At 65.5% G+C, this 15882-nt stretch carries 13 protein-coding genes; 6 read left to right on the top strand and 7 right to left on the bottom strand.

From position 1 onward, the window contains the following. Window positions 1-33 precede the first annotated feature (33 nt). Window positions 34-1851: a hypothetical protein gene (locus tag HKW67_RS02775; RefSeq protein ID WP_171223945.1), complete on the bottom strand. Its 1818-nt coding sequence runs from the start codon at window positions 1849-1851 to the stop codon at window positions 34-36. A gap of 54 nt (window positions 1852-1905) precedes the next feature. On the opposite strand from HKW67_RS02775, the gene HKW67_RS02770 reads away from it, so the two are divergent. Together HKW67_RS02770 and HKW67_RS02765 are read left to right on the top strand one after the other, a co-directional pair. Continuing rightward, entirely contained in the window at window positions 1906-3090 is a 1185-nt protein-coding gene (locus HKW67_RS02770; RefSeq protein ID WP_171223944.1) for a TonB-dependent receptor plug domain-containing protein, read from the top strand. Between the two features lies 1 nt (window position 3091). Beyond that, window positions 3092-3496 (top strand): surface-adhesin E family protein, encoded by a 405-nt coding sequence (locus HKW67_RS02765; protein WP_171223943.1) that lies wholly within the window; start codon window positions 3092-3094, stop codon window positions 3494-3496. On the opposite strand, the gene HKW67_RS02760 is transcribed toward HKW67_RS02765, so the two are convergent. Beyond that, window positions 3435-4346 carry a DMT family transporter gene (locus HKW67_RS02760; protein WP_171223942.1) on the bottom strand — a complete coding sequence of 304 codons (912 nt, stop codon included), beginning with the start codon at window positions 4344-4346 and terminating at the stop codon, window positions 3435-3437. The genes HKW67_RS02765 and HKW67_RS02760 overlap by 62 nt on opposite strands. Before the next feature lie 93 nt (window positions 4347-4439). Here HKW67_RS02760 and HKW67_RS02755 point away from each other — a divergent pair, with 93 nt between their 5' ends. The 3 genes from HKW67_RS02755 to HKW67_RS02745 all read left to right on the top strand — a co-directional run bounded on the left by HKW67_RS02755 (window position 4440) and on the right by HKW67_RS02745 (window position 10322). Next, entirely contained in the window at window positions 4440-7766 is a 3327-nt protein-coding gene (locus HKW67_RS02755; RefSeq protein WP_206044581.1) for a hypothetical protein, read from the top strand. A 3-nt stretch (window positions 7767-7769) separates the two neighbouring features. Then, window positions 7770-8468 (top strand): DUF305 domain-containing protein, encoded by a 699-nt coding sequence (locus tag HKW67_RS02750; protein WP_171223941.1) that lies wholly within the window; start codon window positions 7770-7772, stop codon window positions 8466-8468. Window positions 8469-8543: 75 nt separating this feature from the next. Then, window positions 8544-10322: an LVIVD repeat-containing protein gene (locus HKW67_RS02745; RefSeq protein WP_171223940.1), complete on the top strand. Its 1779-nt coding sequence runs from the start codon at window positions 8544-8546 to the stop codon at window positions 10320-10322. A 17-nt stretch (window positions 10323-10339) separates the two neighbouring features. Here HKW67_RS02745 and HKW67_RS02740 read toward each other — a convergent pair whose 3' ends face one another. The 5 genes from HKW67_RS02740 to rpsP all read right to left on the bottom strand — a co-directional run bounded on the left by HKW67_RS02740 (window position 10340) and on the right by rpsP (window position 13824). Continuing rightward, complete coding sequence (locus HKW67_RS02740) at window positions 10340-11557, bottom strand: NADP-dependent isocitrate dehydrogenase (protein ID WP_171223939.1); 1218 nt, start codon at window positions 11555-11557, stop codon at window positions 10340-10342. 74 nt (window positions 11558-11631) lie between these two features. Next, complete coding sequence (locus HKW67_RS02735) at window positions 11632-12126, bottom strand: asparaginase domain-containing protein (RefSeq protein ID WP_171223938.1); 495 nt, start codon at window positions 12124-12126, stop codon at window positions 11632-11634. Continuing rightward, window positions 12123-12959: a tRNA (guanosine(37)-N1)-methyltransferase TrmD gene (gene trmD, locus HKW67_RS02730; RefSeq protein WP_206044580.1), complete on the bottom strand. Its 837-nt coding sequence runs from the start codon at window positions 12957-12959 to the stop codon at window positions 12123-12125. The genes HKW67_RS02735 and trmD overlap by 4 nt, the downstream gene beginning before the upstream one ends. A 21-nt stretch (window positions 12960-12980) precedes the next feature. Further along, window positions 12981-13502: a ribosome maturation factor RimM gene (gene rimM / locus HKW67_RS02725; protein WP_171223937.1), complete on the bottom strand. Its 522-nt coding sequence runs from the start codon at window positions 13500-13502 to the stop codon at window positions 12981-12983. A gap of 13 nt (window positions 13503-13515) precedes the next feature. Beyond that, entirely contained in the window at window positions 13516-13824 is a 309-nt protein-coding gene (rpsP, locus tag HKW67_RS02720) for a 30S ribosomal protein S16 (protein ID WP_171223936.1), read from the bottom strand. A gap of 200 nt (window positions 13825-14024) precedes the next feature. Between rpsP and ggt the strand changes: the two genes are divergently transcribed. After that, window positions 14025-15749 (top strand): gamma-glutamyltransferase, encoded by a 1725-nt coding sequence (ggt, locus tag HKW67_RS02715; protein ID WP_171223935.1) that lies wholly within the window; start codon window positions 14025-14027, stop codon window positions 15747-15749. Window positions 15750-15882: the final 133 nt, after the last annotated feature.

The raw sequence follows: 15882 nt of genomic DNA, 5'->3' as shown, positions 1-15882 counted from the left end.
ACCGAGCACATCCTTCCTATCTTACACCTTGGCCTAGTAGATCGCGACCGCACCATGGGCGTCGGTGCGTACGACTAGCGACGCCACGACCTTTGAGTCCGCGCCGCGCGTCTTCACGCCAGGATCGGCAACGCGGTCAAGCACCACGCGCACCACGAACGCGGATGACGGCGCCAGTCTGGACAGGGCCAGCCGCGAGGCTGTCATCGCGAAGGCCCGACCATCGGCCGAGGCCGTCCATTTTGCCAAGGCCCAGTAGCTGTTGGACACGGCCGTTCCTCCGTCGGCCCCGCGATCCTTCTTGCGGACGTCGACCAACACGCGCGCGGCAGCACCAGCCCAGCGGCGATCCGCATCGGAGAGCGACAGCAGAAGGACCGGCTCGGTGTCGGGGAGTGCCGACAGGGCCGCTGGCACGGCGTCGCCGCTGAAGCTGCTCCAGCGATCGGCCCGCACCATCGCGGTGGTCGCGAGCCGCAGCGATGACGCGTGCGGGGCCTTATCGGGCAGATCGTCGAACCCGCCGAACTGGTGCCGAACCGACGCGGTGAGGTCGTCGTGCGTATCCACGAAGTTGGCCATCAGCACGCCAAGCGAATTCGTGGCGCTCAGGGCACCATGAGTCCCGCCCAGCGGACGCATGCGGTTCGCCACCGAGACCGCGCCGAGTCCCACCCGCATCTTGTCGTCGAGTGACACGAGAATCGGCGCCGGATTGAGTGTGATCGCAGTGTGCCCACGAACGATGCGGGGCGGCGCGGCCGGAAACGGCTCGGACGCCGTGTAACGGAGCCACGTCGCTGCCGTGGCGTAGCCGTCCGGCGATACCTCACGATCGTGCTGCATGCGCGTGAGCACGGCGGCATAGCGCAACGGGTCGCCGCGCACGGGGCGATAACGGTACACGGCGGAATCACCGCGGCCGCGCGTCGTCACCTCGGCCAACGCGCTATCGGCGCGCACGAGGAAGCGCCCGGCGCTCTCGCGTGTCGTCACCACCGCCACGCCGTCGAGCGCGGCCAACAGCGATGCCACGCGCTCCACCGAGTCGGGGTTCGCGAAGACGCCAAAGCCGGTCGTCACGCCATCGACGCTGAATGCCACGTCACGGGGATCGCGCAGCGTGCGCGCGGTGTGAAAGCCCTGTTGCTCCAGCGCCTCGACCACCGGGAGAAAGTCGGCCGAGATGGCGCGGTTGTGTCCATGATCGGACAGTATCAGGATCTCGAGATCGCGACCGGTACGCGCACGATACGTCCGCTGCAACTCCGCCAGTTTGCGGTCGAGATGCGCGAGATATCTGTCGAGATCCCCGCGCGTGTGCTGCAGCGCGTCGGGCCCGACATTGTACGCATAGATCGTGGGCCGACCGCCGCGCTTCAGGAACTCTTTCACGTCGACGTCGACTTCCTTCCGCGCCACCTGATTCGAGAGCAGATACGCCCCGAGGTGATGAAACTTCGTGCCGAAAGCGAAGTCCATACGATGCTCGTACTCGATCGGTTTGATCGCGTCGAACAACTCGCCCACCACCGCGTTCTGTCGCGCGCTGTAAAAAATCCGCTGGTATCCCGGGGGTGGCTGCACACCCATGATGTCGTGCCACGACACGTCGCTGATCGACGGGAAGGTCGAAATCAGGCGACTCGGCTCCCGGAACCCGGCGAACAGTCCCCTGGCACGCGCCTCCACGACATCCCGGTAGTCCACCCCGTCGAGCGCAAGGACGAGCCTGTTGGCTACCGGCGGCTCGCGCGGCGGGGCCCGACGCCAGGGGACACAGGCAACGGCCAGCGGGAATAAAAGCAGGTGAAAGACGGTCGTCTTGATGAGGCGGGTGGCGCTGTGCATGATTCACATGCTACCCTGACGGGAGGACCACACAAGCCCACCGCTCGGTCTCCTATGCCGCACTGCTCGTCCCACCTGAAGAATCTGCGCGCAACCCGACGCTGGCGCGTCGCATTGGCCGCATGCGCTGCCACGGCGCTTCTGCCCTGCACCGACCTCGCCGCGCAAGTCGCCACGCCGGTCCTTACCGGGCTCGTGAAAGGCACCGTCCTGACCGAGTTACGACGGCCGCTGGTCGGTGCACAGATCCGGTTCGGTAGCGCCGTCGACTTCGCCGAATCCGACGATGCCGGCCAGTTCACCGCCGCCAAAGTGAGTGCAGGCGCGATGTGGCTACGCGTACGCCGCATTGGCTACCGACCGGAATCGCTCCTCGTCACCGTCGTGGCCGGACAGTCGATCGAGCCGACCGTGACGATGAGCCAGATCGCCCAGAATATCGCAGCGGTGAAAGTGATCGGCCGACGCGACATGACTGGGCCGATGGCGGGCTTCTACAAGCGACTGCAGGCGGGCGGCGGACGCTACTTCACGCAGGCCGACATCGAAAAGCGTCAGCCGAACAGGATGTCGGACCTCCTACGCTCGGTGCCGGGGATCCGCATCGAGTCACGTGGCCTCGAGAACAAAGTGCGCATTCGAGGCGCCCGGTGTTCTCCCTTGGTGTGGATCGACGGCCAAGGCTTGTTTGCCGCCGAATTCGATCTTGATGCCGTCGACCCGCGATCGTTCGAAGGGATCGAGGTGTACAGCGGCCCGGCCAGCGTGCCGATGGAGTTCCAGGGCAACCAGCGCATGAGCAGTAGCTGTGGCACGATCGTCCTGTGGTCGCGCCGCGGCGAGTATCGCGAGAAGAAGCTCAAGAAAGGCGAGGTCACGCCGGCCGCGCGCATCGCGCAGTTGCTCGAGGAGGCCACGGTATTCACGGCCACTGATGTCGACGCCGGCGCGCGTGTCGATTCGTCCATGCTCGTGCGGCCGATCTATCCCGACTCCCTATTCGATGCGCAGGTGGCCGGCGAACTGATCGCCGAGTTCGTGGTCGGTACCAACGGTGAAGCGGTGATGGAGACGTTCAACTCGATCACGACCACGCATCGTGCGTTGGTCGAGCCGGTGCGCCGTGCCGTGCGCGAGCAGCGCTTCGTGCCCGCGGTGCGTAAGGGACGCGTCGTGCAGCAGGTCATGCAGCTGCCGTTCACGTTCGTTCCCGACTCCACCGCCCGCCGACGCCGCTGACATGAAAGCCTCAATGCTCGTCGTGATCGGATCGGTGCTGTTGGCATCGCCGGCCGCCGCACAGAAACTGGTCGAGATCGGCAAGACGTCGGTGGGCACGCCGGTATTTCTCGAGGCCAATTCGGTGCGACGCGCCAACGGAATTACGACCGCCACGGTGCGGGTGCGCCTGCAGCCGCCACTCAAACATGCCCTGGGTGATCTGCGCAGCTCGCGCACGATCGCGATGGTCGACTGCGCCAAGCAGACCGTGGCGACGAAAGAGAGCTGGTATTACCTCGACGACGCGGGGAAGAAAGTCGGCATGCACAAAGAGGTGAAGATCCCTGGCTTCGGTCCGTCGTTCAAAGGCTCGCTGGCTGACGTGGCGATGCGGCACCTCTGCGCGACTCCCCAGCCGCGCTGAGCAAGACACCGGCGATCACGAGCGCCGCTCCCGCCAGCCCCAGCGGCGAGAGTCGTTCCCCCCACACCACGTACGCGGCCACCACCGCAATCACCGGCTCCAGCGTCGCAATCGTGGCAGCGCGCGCCGAGGGCAGTCGCTTCACCCCCTCGGCGTAGGCGAGATACGCCGCATACGTGCACACGACGGCCAGGAACGCCACGCCGCCCCAGGCCGAGCGCGAGAGCGACTGAAACTGCACGAACGGCAGCATGGTGGCGGCGCCGACGCCCAACGCCCACGCCATCACGCGCGACGAGGCGTTGCGCGAAAAGAGCCGACGCCCCACCAGAAAGTAGAGCGCGTACATCGCGCCCGAGAGCAAACCCCACCCCACCGCACCCGGCGACCAGCGCACCTCGCCGGTGCCGCTGGCCAGCGCTACGATGGCGACGCCGACCAGGGTGAGCGAAAGCGCCGCGGCGGCCCGCGCGCTGACCCGTTCGTGAAAGAAGATCCGTCCGCCGATCGCCACCCAGATCGGCGCCGAATACATCAGGATCGACGACAACGCCACGCCGCCCTGCTCGATCGCGTTCAGATACGAGTAGTACAGGACGGCGACGCCGGCCACACCGAGAAACACGGCGGCGGGGCGATCGGCGCTGTGCATGGGCTCAGCACGCGTAAACGCGGCGTGAACCGTGAACAGCACAGCGGCGATCGCGGCCCGCCAGAAGGCCACCGTGAGGGGTGGCGAGCCGTCGGCCATGGCCACGCGCGACATGACGCCCAGCAGACCCCAACAGAGCACCGCCAACAGAATGGCGATCGTGCCGTATCGAATGGTGGCGGGGGACTGGGCTGTCATCGCGCGGAATCTAGCAGCCGTTGCCGGTCCGCCCCATGTTGAACGGGTCCCCTTCATCGGGTCCCGCACCCTCTTCCTCGGCTCAGGCTCCCCGTGCGTATCCCGCGCTCTCTGCAGGCCCGCTGCTCGTTCGCGCTTTCTCTCGCGACGGCGCTCTCACCGATCGCGCGCGTGCTCCCCGCGCAAACTGATTCGGGCTTGAGCGCGCTGCATTGGCGCGCTATCGGTCCCCTCCGAGCCGGCCGTGCGCGCGCCCTATCCGGAGTGCCCTCGCAGCCGAGTGTGTTCTACGCCGGCTTTGACAACGGCGGCGTGTGGCGCAGCACCGACTACGGCTCGAACTGGGTGCCGTTATTCGACGACCAGCCCACCGGCTCCATCGGGGCGATCGCGGTCGCCCCGTCGAATCCGAACGTCATCTACGTGGGCAGCGGCGCCGGCATCATCCGTCCCGATCTCGCGGTCGGTGATGGCATGTACAAGTCGATCGACAACGGTAAAACCTGGGCGCATCTCGGCCTGCGCGAGTCGCAGATGATCGCGATGGTCGATGTCGACCCGAAAAATCCCGACCGGTTGTTCGTGGCCGCACTCGGACATCCCTACGGACCGAACACGGAACGCGGCGTGTTCCGGTCGCTCGATGGTGGCGCGTCGTTTCAGCGCGTGCTGTACAAGGACGAGTACACGAGCGCGAATGACGTGCGCATCGATCCGCAGAATCCCGACATCGTGTACGCCACGCTCTGGCAGCAGCAACAGAGCTTCATCGAAGGACAAGGCTTCGGCGGTGGCGGCAACGGCATCTTCAAGTCGACCGACGGTGGCACTACCTGGAAGCAACTCACGGTAGGACTGCCGTCGGTGCTGCAGGCGAACATTGCGTTCGCGCCCGGCAACTCGAAGGTGCTGTACGCCATGGTCGCCGCGGCGCCACCGGCCGGGTCTGCCGCCGGTGCATCGGGGCCGATCGGATTCTACAAGTCCACCGACGCCGGCGAGCATTGGTTCCTCGCGGTGAATGGTCCCGGTTCGACCGTGGGCGCCGCGCCCAAGTTCGTGGACAATCGTCCGTTGGCGCGCATCGGCGGTGGTGACCTGCCCACGATCACGGTCGACCCGAGCGACGAGAACGTGGTGTATAGCGCGTCGACGGTCATGTGGCGCACCGAAGACGGCGGCCTCACCTGGTCGGCCGTACGCGGCGCGCCGGGCGGTGACGACTATCAGAAGATCTGGGTAAATCCCAACAATCCCGATCTCATCTTCGCCGTGGCCGACCAGGGTGCGGTGGTGTCGGGTAATCGCGGCGCGTCGTGGAGCAATTGGTACACGCAGCCCACGGCGGCGATGTATCACGTGACCACAGACAACGCGTTTCCGTATCGTGTCTGCAGCGGCCAGCAAGACTCCGGTTCGGCGTGCGTGAACAGCCGCTCCGACGACGGCCGCATCACGTTCCACGACTGGCATCCGGTCAACATCCAGGAGTACGGTATCGCCGCGCCGGATCCGCGTGATCCCGATGTGGTGTTCGGTAGCCAGCGAACGAACGTGTCGAAGTACGATCGTCGCACGGGACAAACCGTGCTGGTGGGCCCCGACCTGTCGGTACGCGGCCCCAAGGGCGAGAACTTCGGCCGCAACGTGCGCACGATGCCGTTGCACTTCTCGCCGGTGAATCCTGACGTGCTGTACTACGCGTCGAACGTCGTGTGGAAGACGCTCGATCGCGGCCAGAGCTGGACGCGCATCAGCCCCGATCTCGCGCGGCAGACGTGGGACGTTCCCGCCACGGCCGGCAAGTACAGCAGCGCCGTGACCCCGGCACCGGCCGGTGCGATCACCGCGTTGTCACCGTCGCCGCGCAGCGCCAGCGTGCTGTGGGCCGGCACCGACGACGGACAGGTGCAGGTCACCACCAATGGTGGCACGTCGTGGAAGAACGTGACCCCGAGCGCTCTCAAGGCGTGGACGCGCATTTATAACATCGACGCCGGGCACTTCGACGCCGGCACGGCGTACATCGCCGCGAACACCTTCCGTCTTGATGACTTGCGTCCGCATTTCTATCGCACGCACGACGCTGGTGCGACATGGACGGAAATCAGCAACGGACTGCCGGGCAATGCGCCGGCGAATGCCATCCGTGAAGATCCCAAGGTGAAGGGGCTGCTGTACGGCGCCACCGATACGCAGGTGTGGGTGTCGTACGATGACGGTGACCACTGGGAGTCGCTGCGCATCGACATGCCGGCCATTGCGGTGCGCGACCTTCAGGTCAAGGACGACAGCACGTGCCTGTGCAGCGACTTGATCGCCGGCACGCATGGCCGCGGCTTCTACATTCTCGACAACATCACTCCGCTGCGTCAGATGGCCGCCTCGCGCGCGGCCGTCGCTGCTCGCAACGCGTATCTCTTCAAGCCGGCCACCGCGGTACGCGTCCGCTTTGCCACCAACGATCCCACGCCGTGGCCGCCGGAGATGCCGTCGGGCGAGAGCGCGCCATCGGGCGTGTTCATCGACTACATGCTCGCCGCCAAGGCCTCCTCGCCCATCGCGCTCGAAATTCTCGATGCCACGGGGAAGCTGGTGCGCTCGTACTCCAGCGCGCAGAAGGCGCTCGATCCACATCCGTACATCGATCGTGCTCGCTACAACGAGGTGTGCAAGAAGACGCCGACGGCGCCGTATTGCGGACTGCCGCTCTACTGGCCTGGCCCGCCGCAGGCGTTGTCCGACGATGCGGGTCTCCACCGCTTCACGTGGGATCTCCACTTCGATCCGGTCACCCCGGAAGACGCCATTCCGCAAGGCGACGATGACGCCACCGGCGCCGTGCCGGGCCGCACGCTCCCCGTCGTGAACGCCCCGTGGGCCCCGCCCGGCCGGTACACCGTGCGTCTCACCGCCAACGGCACGACGTACGAGCAGCCGCTCACGCTTCGGCTCGATCCGCGCGTGAAGACGCCGGCCGCCGGCCTCGCGCGCCTGCACGCGCTAAGCACCGAGATGTACCGCGGCGCCGTGGAGACCCACCGCGCCTTCGTGAGCGCCCGTGCCGTCGTCACGCAGCTGAACGCCATGAGCGGGGCCGATGTCGATGCCCTCAAAGCGCAGCTCGAAGCGGTCGCGCCGTCGTCGGCCACCGCCCGCAATATCCGAGGCTTCCGTCGTCGCGGCGCCACCACCACCGCGGCCTCACTCGAAAGCGCCAGCACGGCGATGCTGGCCGCCGCCATGGCGATGCACAACGCCGACGTGGCCCCCACCTCCACGCAGGTGGCAGCCTGCTCCGCAGCGCGCGCCATGGGGGTCGACGTATTACCCAAGTGGAACGCGCTGCGCACCACCGGCATCGCCGCCTTCAACGCCAAACGCAAAGCGGCCGGGCTCCCCACTCTCACGCTCCCCTGATCCATGTCTGCACGCGCACGTCTTCGCGTCGCTGTCGTCGCCTCGGTCACCGTGACGGCTTCCCTGTTCGGCGCCTGTGCGTCGGGCAGCGGCGGCGCACGCAGCACACGTCCGCTTACACCCGCGCAACTGGCGGCGCAGGACGGCGGCATTCCCCCCTACACCAAGGCGGACGTCGCCTTCATGCAGGGCATGATCAACCATCACGCGCAGGCCGTGACGATGTCGTCGTTCGCCGACGCGAACGGCGCGACGTCCGAAGTGCGTGTGCTCGCCGGCCGGATCACCGTCGCGCAGACCGACGAAATCGCCTTCATGAAAACGTGGCTCGGCAAGCGCAAACAGGCCGTGCCGGCCGGCGACATGGAAGCGATGGCGCATGCGCCTCACGCCGGCATGGATATGTCGAACATGAGTGGTGCCGGCACGAGGGCGAGCGCGGGCGGCATGATGCCCGGCATGCTCACCACGGCGCAGATGGATACGCTCAAGACGGCCAAAGGGCCGGCCTTCGATTGGTACTTCCTCACTTTCATGATCCAGCACCATCGCGGCGCCATCAGCATGGTGGATGAGCTCATGAGCGCCAAGGGCGCCGCCAACGATGATGACGTCTTCAAGTTCGTCTCCGATGTCGTGGCCGATCAGAGCACCGAAATCGATCGCATGGAGCTGATGCTCAAAACTCGCTCGCGTCCGTAAGCACCGACAACACGCACCGGCGTCACACACCGACATCGCAGCAGTCCGTCCTTTCCCCACTCTCCCACTCTTCCCATGCGAACGCCCTTTCGATCGCTGCTTGGCGGCGCCCTGCTGGTGGCCGGCAGTACGGCGGCCATACCGGTTGCCTACGCGCAGCCCACGCCCGACCCGCGCGTCGGCCTCAAGGCCGGTTGGTTCGACGCTGGCGAAGCCTCGTGGAACCTCAAACTCGTCTCGAACACGAAGAATTCAGAGGCGTTTCTCAATCTCAGCACCCCCGGCGACGCGCGACTCAAGAACTCCGACCTCGCTTTCAGCGGGAATCTGGTTTTCCAGGGTAACTACAGCGGCTGGCAGGTGTGGGACATCGGCAATCCGCGCAAGCCGAAGTTGCGCGCCGCCTTTGTGTGCCCCGGTTCGCAGAGCGACGTTACGGTGTACGGCAATTTGCTCTTCGTGTCGGCCGAAGCCGTGAGCGGTCGCGTGGACTGCGGACTGGGCGGCGTGCAGGATGAAGTCAGCAAAGATCGCGCGCGTGGCATCCGCATCATCGACATCAGCGACATCGAGCATCCACGCTCGATCACGACCGTGCAGACGTGCCGTGGCTCGCACACCAATACGCTGGTCACCGACCCGAAGGATCCAGAAAACGTATACATCTATGTTTCCGGCTCAGCGGGCGTACGCTCAAATGAAGAGCTGGCAGGATGTTCGGCGGCCAATCCCGACATCGATCCGAACTCGTCGCTGTTTCGTATTGAAGTCATCAAGGTGCCGGTGAAGAACCCGGCGGCAGCCGCCATCGTGAGCTCGCCGCGCATCTTCGAAGGACTCGGTGAAGCCGTGCGTCACGCCGACGCCGCCGCCGATCGGCGCGAGCGGCCGGCTGGTGCGCCGGCGCGCCCTTCGGTGGCCGGACGCGGTGGTCCCACGCAGTGCCATGACATCACCACGTATCCGGCGGTTGGTCTGGCCGGTGGTGCATGCAGCGGCTACGGCATTCTGCTCGACATTCGCGACATCAAGAACCCGAAGCGTATCTACGCCGCCGCTGACACCAACATGTCGGCGTGGCATTCGGCCACCTTCAGCAACGATGGCAGCAAGGTCCTCTTCTCCGACGAATGGGGCGGTGGCACGGCTCCACGCTGCCGTGCGACCGACAAGAAGGAATGGGGCGCCGACGCGATCTTCGTGCGCAACGGCGACAAGCTCGATTTCAAGAGCTACTTCAAGCTGCCCGCCGCGCAGAGCAATCAGGAGAACTGCGTAGCGCACAACGGCTCACTGATCCCGATTCCCGGCCGCGAAGTCATGGTGCAGTCGTGGTATCAGGGCGGCATCAACGTGTTCGACTGGACCGACCCCGATCACGCGTTCGAGATCGGCTTCTTCGATCGCGGCCCGATGGATTCCACCGCGCTGGTGAGTGCCGGAACGTGGTCGGCCTACTGGTACAACGGCTTGATCTACGGCTCGGAGATCGCCCGTGGGCTCGACGTGTGGGAGCTTACCCCCAGTGAGTTCATCACGAAGAACGAACTCGACGCCGCCAAGCTCGTGAAGTACGCGTACTTCAACGCGCAGGAACAGCCGCAGGCCGTGTGGCCCGCCGCGTTCGTCGTGGCACGGGCCTACACCGACCAGCTGGCCCGCAATAGCGCGGTACCAAAGGCGTGGCTCACCGGCGTGCTGGCCCAGCTGGCGACCGCCGAAAAAGCAAACGGTGCCAAGCGTGCGGCGGCGTTGAACACGCTCGCTGCACAGCTCGACACCGATGCCGCCGCCAGCCCTGAGGCCAAGCGGGTGACGGCTCTCAGCGCCGTCGTGAAAGCGCTCGCCAAGTAAGGCGAGCGCCCGCGTCCTCACGCCATCTTCGCCTGCAGTCGGCGATCGATGGCGTCGAGGAACGCCTCCGTATGCAGATACGGCGTGTCCTTCGAAATGAGAATCGCGAGATCCTTCGTCATCTCGCCCGCTTCCACCGCTTCGATGCACACCTGCTCGAGCGTGTCGGCGAATGCCGTGACCGCCGGCGTGCCATCGAGCTTGCCGCGATGCGCGAGCCCGCGCGTCCAGGCGAAGATCGACGCAATCGGATTGGTCGACGTCTTGTTGCCCTTCTGGTGCTCGCGGTAGTGACGCGTCACTGTGCCATGCGCCGCTTCGGCTTCCATCGTCTTGCCGTCGGGCGAGAGCAGCACGCTCGTCATGAGACCGAGCGAGCCGAAGCCCTGCGCCACGATGTCCGATTGCACGTCGCCGTCGTAGTTCTTGCACGCCCACACGTAGCCACCTTCCCACTTGAGCGCCGACGCGACCATGTCGTCGATCAGGCGGTGCTCATACGTGAGACCCTTCGCGTCGAACTCGGCCTTGAACTCGGTGTTGAACACTTCCTCGAACAGATCCTTGAACTGGCCGTCGTACGCCTTGAGGATCGTGTTCTTGGTGCTGAGGTACACCGGGTAGTTGCGCTGCAGGCCGTAGGTGAGGCTGGAGCGGGCGAAGTCGCGGATCGAGTCGTTGAAGTTGTACATGCCCATCGCCACACCACCGTCGGCGCCGAACTTCACCACTTCGAACTCCATCGGCGCACTGCCATCGGCCGGCGTGTACGTCATGGTCACGGTGCCGGCACCGGGCGCCTTGAAGTCCGTCGCCTTGTACTGGTCGCCGTGCGCATGACGGCCCACCACGATCGGCTTCGTCCACCCCGGCACCAGACGCGGGATATTCGAGATGATGATCGGCTCGCGGAAGATCACGCCGCCCAGGATGTTGCGGATCGTGCCGTTGGGGCTCTTCCACATCTTCTTGAGCCCGAACTCCTTCACTCGGGCTTCATCAGGGGTGATCGTCGCGCACTTCACCGCCACGCCATGCTTCTTGGTGGCTTCGGCCGAGTCGATCGTGACCTGGTCGTTGGTCGCATCGCGGTGCTCGATCCCGAGGTCGTAGTACTCGAGTTCGACGTCGAGATACGGCAGGATGAGCTTGTCCTTGATGAACTGCCAGATGATGCGCGTCATCTCGTCGCCGTCCATCTCGACGACGGGGTTCACAACCTTGATCTTGGCCATGCCGGGGTACCGAAGAAGTTCGGAGAGGGGAGTGGGAAGCAATCCCGAAGAATAGCCGCCGCCGAGGGCTCCTGCTACGCCTCGCCCAGCGGCTCGAACACGCCTACGTCCCTGTTTTTTCGCACGTCATCCCAGCGAAAGCAGCGGCCGTTCATGGCCACGTACACACCGGGCGCGAGCGCCTGCACGAAACTGAGCGCGCTGCCCAGGTTGAACAGGCCGTCGGAGCTGCCGAAGGCATAGGGTACCATCGCGCCCGTGAGCACGATGGTCTTGGTGGTCACGGCGGCAGCGATCACGGTGGCCGTTTCCACCATCGTGTCGGTGCCGTGCGTGATCACGATCTGCGTTTCCGTGCAGGCGACGCAGGCATCCACGATGCGATGTCGATGCGACTCCTTCATCTCGAGACTATCGATCATCATCAGTACTTCGACGTTCACATCGAGCATGCACCGACCGCGACGCAGCATCTCTTCGACATGCGTGGCCTCGAAGTGCAACGTGCCCGTGAGCTCGTCGTACTCCTTGTCGAACGTGCCGCCGGTGACGAACACGCGCAGGCTCATTCGGACTCCGCAGCGTCAGCGGCACTCTTCCGCGCTGCCCGCGCACGGGCGCGTTCCTTCGCCGCCTTTTCCTTCGCCTTCTTCAACGCCTTCGCCGCCTGCACACGCTCCACGGCCGCAATGGCCGCCTCGCGCGTGGCGATCATTTGCTCGCGCGCGGTCCATTCGGCGCGATCACGCGCCTCGGCATCGCGCGTGCGCTGCAGGCTCTGCTCATCGCGCCACGCCACCTGCTTCGCGTGGTCGCCACCCACCAGCACCTCGGGTACCGTGAAGCCGCGATACTCCGCCGGCCGCGTGTAGCTGGGCGCGCTGATGCCGCGATCGTAGAACGAATCGGTGCGCGCGCTTTCCAGGTCGCTCATCGCGCCAGGCAGCAAACGCACGGTGGCATCGATGATGGCCAACGCCGCCGGCTCGCCGCCGCTCAGCACAAAATCGCCGAGTGAAAGTTCTTCGGTGGCCAAGTGCGTCGCCACGCGCTCGTCGACGTCCTTGTAATGACCGCAGAGCAGCGTGAGCTCGGTGCCGGCGGCGAAGCGCACCGCGTCGGCGTGCGAGAAGCGGCGACCGCGCGGCGACAGCAGCACGATCGGCGCTCTGGCCTGCACCGACTCCACCGCTTCGAAGAACGGCCCGGGCTTCATCACCATGCCGGGTCCGCCACCGAACGGATAGTCGTCGACAGTGCGATGCCGGTCGTACGTGAACGTGCGTAGATCGATCAGGTTGTACGACACGCCACCAGTACCCGCCGCCTTGGCCGGAATGCTGATGGAAAGCGGCCCTGCGAAGAAATCGGGGAAGATCGTCACGACGTTGATGCGCAGCACGGCTGTGGTCTCGTGGCCGCGCTAGTCGTCGAGCAAGCCGTCGAGCGGCTTGAGCACGATCGTGTTGCGCTCTTCGTCCACGCGCTCGACGATTTCGGGGCGCCACGGAACCAGCGGACGACCAGTCGCGGTCTCCACTTCGAGAATCAGCCCCTGCGGCGCTTCGTATACGTCGCGCACTTCGCCCACGTGGCCCTGACCATCCACTTCGACCTGCATGCCGATGAGCGCGAAGATGTACATCTCATCGTCGTCCGGCTCGGGCATGTCGGCGGTGTCGGCCAGCAGGTACCGGCCGCGCCACGTCTCGGCCACATCGCGGTCGGTCACTTCCGTGACGCGCACGAGCCAGTCCTTGTTCATCGGACGGCCGTCTTCGATGTGTAGCATGGACGCCGTGGCGTCGCCGCTGATTTCACCCTTCCGGTCGCCCGCATAAATGACAGCGCCGGACGTGAAAATCACGTCCGGCGCCGCAGATAGCGACTCGACGGCCCAGGCGCCGCGCACACCATGCGCGCGACGCACCTTGCCGACAATCACATAGTCCGGCAGATCACGCCTCGGGGAGGGCGACCGCGTTGGCCTGCAGCTTGGCCGCGAGACGCGCTTCGTGGCGCGACTTGAGGATGCCGGCGCGGCGGAGGAGCGAGCGGACCGTGTCGGTCGGCAGGGCGCCGACGTTCATCCAGTATTCCACGCGATCATGCTTGAGGTTGATCGCGTTCTCGCCGAGCTGCGGCTGGTACTGTCCGATGATCTCGATGAAACGGCCGTCGCGCGGCGCCTTCGAATCAGCAATGACGATACGGTACATCGGGGTCTTCTTCCGGCCTTCGCGGCGGAGACGAATCTTGACGGCCATGTTCTGATCTCAGTTCAGACAGTTTGGACAGCTCGCCAGCGTGATGCCCGTTGCGGGGCCGCCAGCGTTCCGGGCTCGTCGCGAAGTCGGCGTTTCCGACCCGCACCCGGGTCCCCGTTTCCGGGGAGCCTTGAAGCATAGTCAGGGATGGGAGGAAAAGGTAGATTCGCCCGGTCCAGCCTCCCCAACCCCGCCGATCCATGGCTCTCTCTACCCTGCCCGCTCGCGCCGCCGCCCGTATCTGGCTGGCCGGTGCCGTCCTCCCCCTCGCCCTAGGCGCGCAGGAACCGGCCGCCGCCCGGGCCCCGCGCGCCGCGGTCGACGCCCCCAAGGGCATGGTCGTGTCGGCCAGCGCCATCGCCAGCCAGGCTGGCCGCGACGTGCTCGCCAACGGCGGCAACGCGATCGACGCCGCCATCGCTACCGGGTTCGCGCTGGCAGTCACCTACCCCACCGCCGGCAACATCGGCGGCGGCGGCTTCATGGTGGTTCGCTTCCCCGACGGCAAGACGACCACCATCGATTTCCGCGAGAAGGCTCCCGCGCGCGCCACGCCGGAGATGTTCACCGACAGCACCGGTGCCTACTCCTCGCGCATTCATCACAACTCGCACAAGAGCGTAGGCGTGCCGGGCACGGTGGCCGGCTTCGCGCATGCGCACCAGAAGTACGGCAAGGTGTCGTGGGCCAAGTTGGTCGACCCGGCCGTGAAGTTGGCAGGCGATGGGTTCGCGGTGCCGAGCGGATTGGCCGCATCACTGAAAGGCGCGCAAACGCGATTGTCGGCGTATCCCGCCACGATCGCGGCGTACTACAAAGACGGCCAGCCGTACGCGGAGGGCGAGAAGCTCGTGTTGGGCGATCTCGCGAAAACGCTCACGCGCGTGCGCGATCAGGGGCGCGACGGATTCTACAAGGGCACCACGGCCAAGTTGATCGCCGAGGAAATGGCGTCACACGGTGGCCTCATCAACGAAGCCGACCTGGCGGCGTATCAGCCGGCCGAGCGCGCGGCGGTGAAGGGCACCTATCGCGGCTACGAGATCATCTCGATGCCGCCGCCGAGTTCCGGCGGTACGGCCATGATCGAGATGTTGAACATTCTCGAAGGTTACGACCTCAAGAGCCTCGGTCACAACTCGCCGCAATACGTGCACTACCTGGCCGAGAGCATGCGCCGGGCGTTTCGCGATCGTGCGCTATTTCTGGGAGATCCCGATTTCACCAAGCCGCCGCTCGAGAAGCTGATGAGCAAAGCGTACGCCACCGAGCTGCGCAGCACGATAACGAAAGACAAAGCGTCGCCGTCAGCACCGGCCGACGTGGCGCAGGGCTACGAGAGCGACGAGACGACGCACTACTCGGTGGTCGACAAAGACGGCATGGCCGTGTCGGTCACGTACACGCTCGAAGCCGGCTACGGATTAGGCGCGGTCGTAAACGGCGCCGGCTTCCTGCTGAACAACGAGATGGGTGACTTCAATGGCAAGCCCGGTCTCACCGACAGCACCGGCCTGGTGGGCACCAAGCCCAACATCGCGCAGCCCGGCAAGCGCATGCTCTCCAGCATGACACCGATGATCCTCGCCAAAGACGGCAAGCTCGTAGCGGTGGTGGGCAGTCCCGGTGGTCGCACCATCATCAACACCGTCATGGAAGTCGTGCTCAACCTCATCGACTTTCAGATGCCCGTGCAGGACGCCGTGAACGCGCCGCGGCTGCACCACCAGTGGTTACCGAACGTGATCACGATGGAGCGCAACGGCACGCTACCGGAAACGGTGAAGGCGCTGGAAGCCATGGGCCACACCGTGCGACTCGGCGGCAATCAGGGCACCGCGCATTCGATCTTTGTGAACGCCAAGGGCGTACGGCAAGGGGCGGCGGACCCGCGCGATCGTGATGCTGGGGCGATTGGGCATTAACAGCGAAGTCGGGAGTCGGGGCTATGACGAATTGGCTGCGCCTCAGTGCCCCAATATATTGGGGATCATCGTGAATGACTTGTACGTACCAAAGAGCACCGAGATCGCGCGGGGGCGGCGTTAGCGGTAGCGA

The organism is Gemmatimonas groenlandica, from assembly GCF_013004105.1.
GTDB lineage: Bacteria > Gemmatimonadota > Gemmatimonadetes > Gemmatimonadales > Gemmatimonadaceae > Gemmatimonas > Gemmatimonas groenlandica.
Note: the sequence above shows the minus strand (reverse complement) of the source record. Positions and strands in the feature narration are given on the sequence as shown.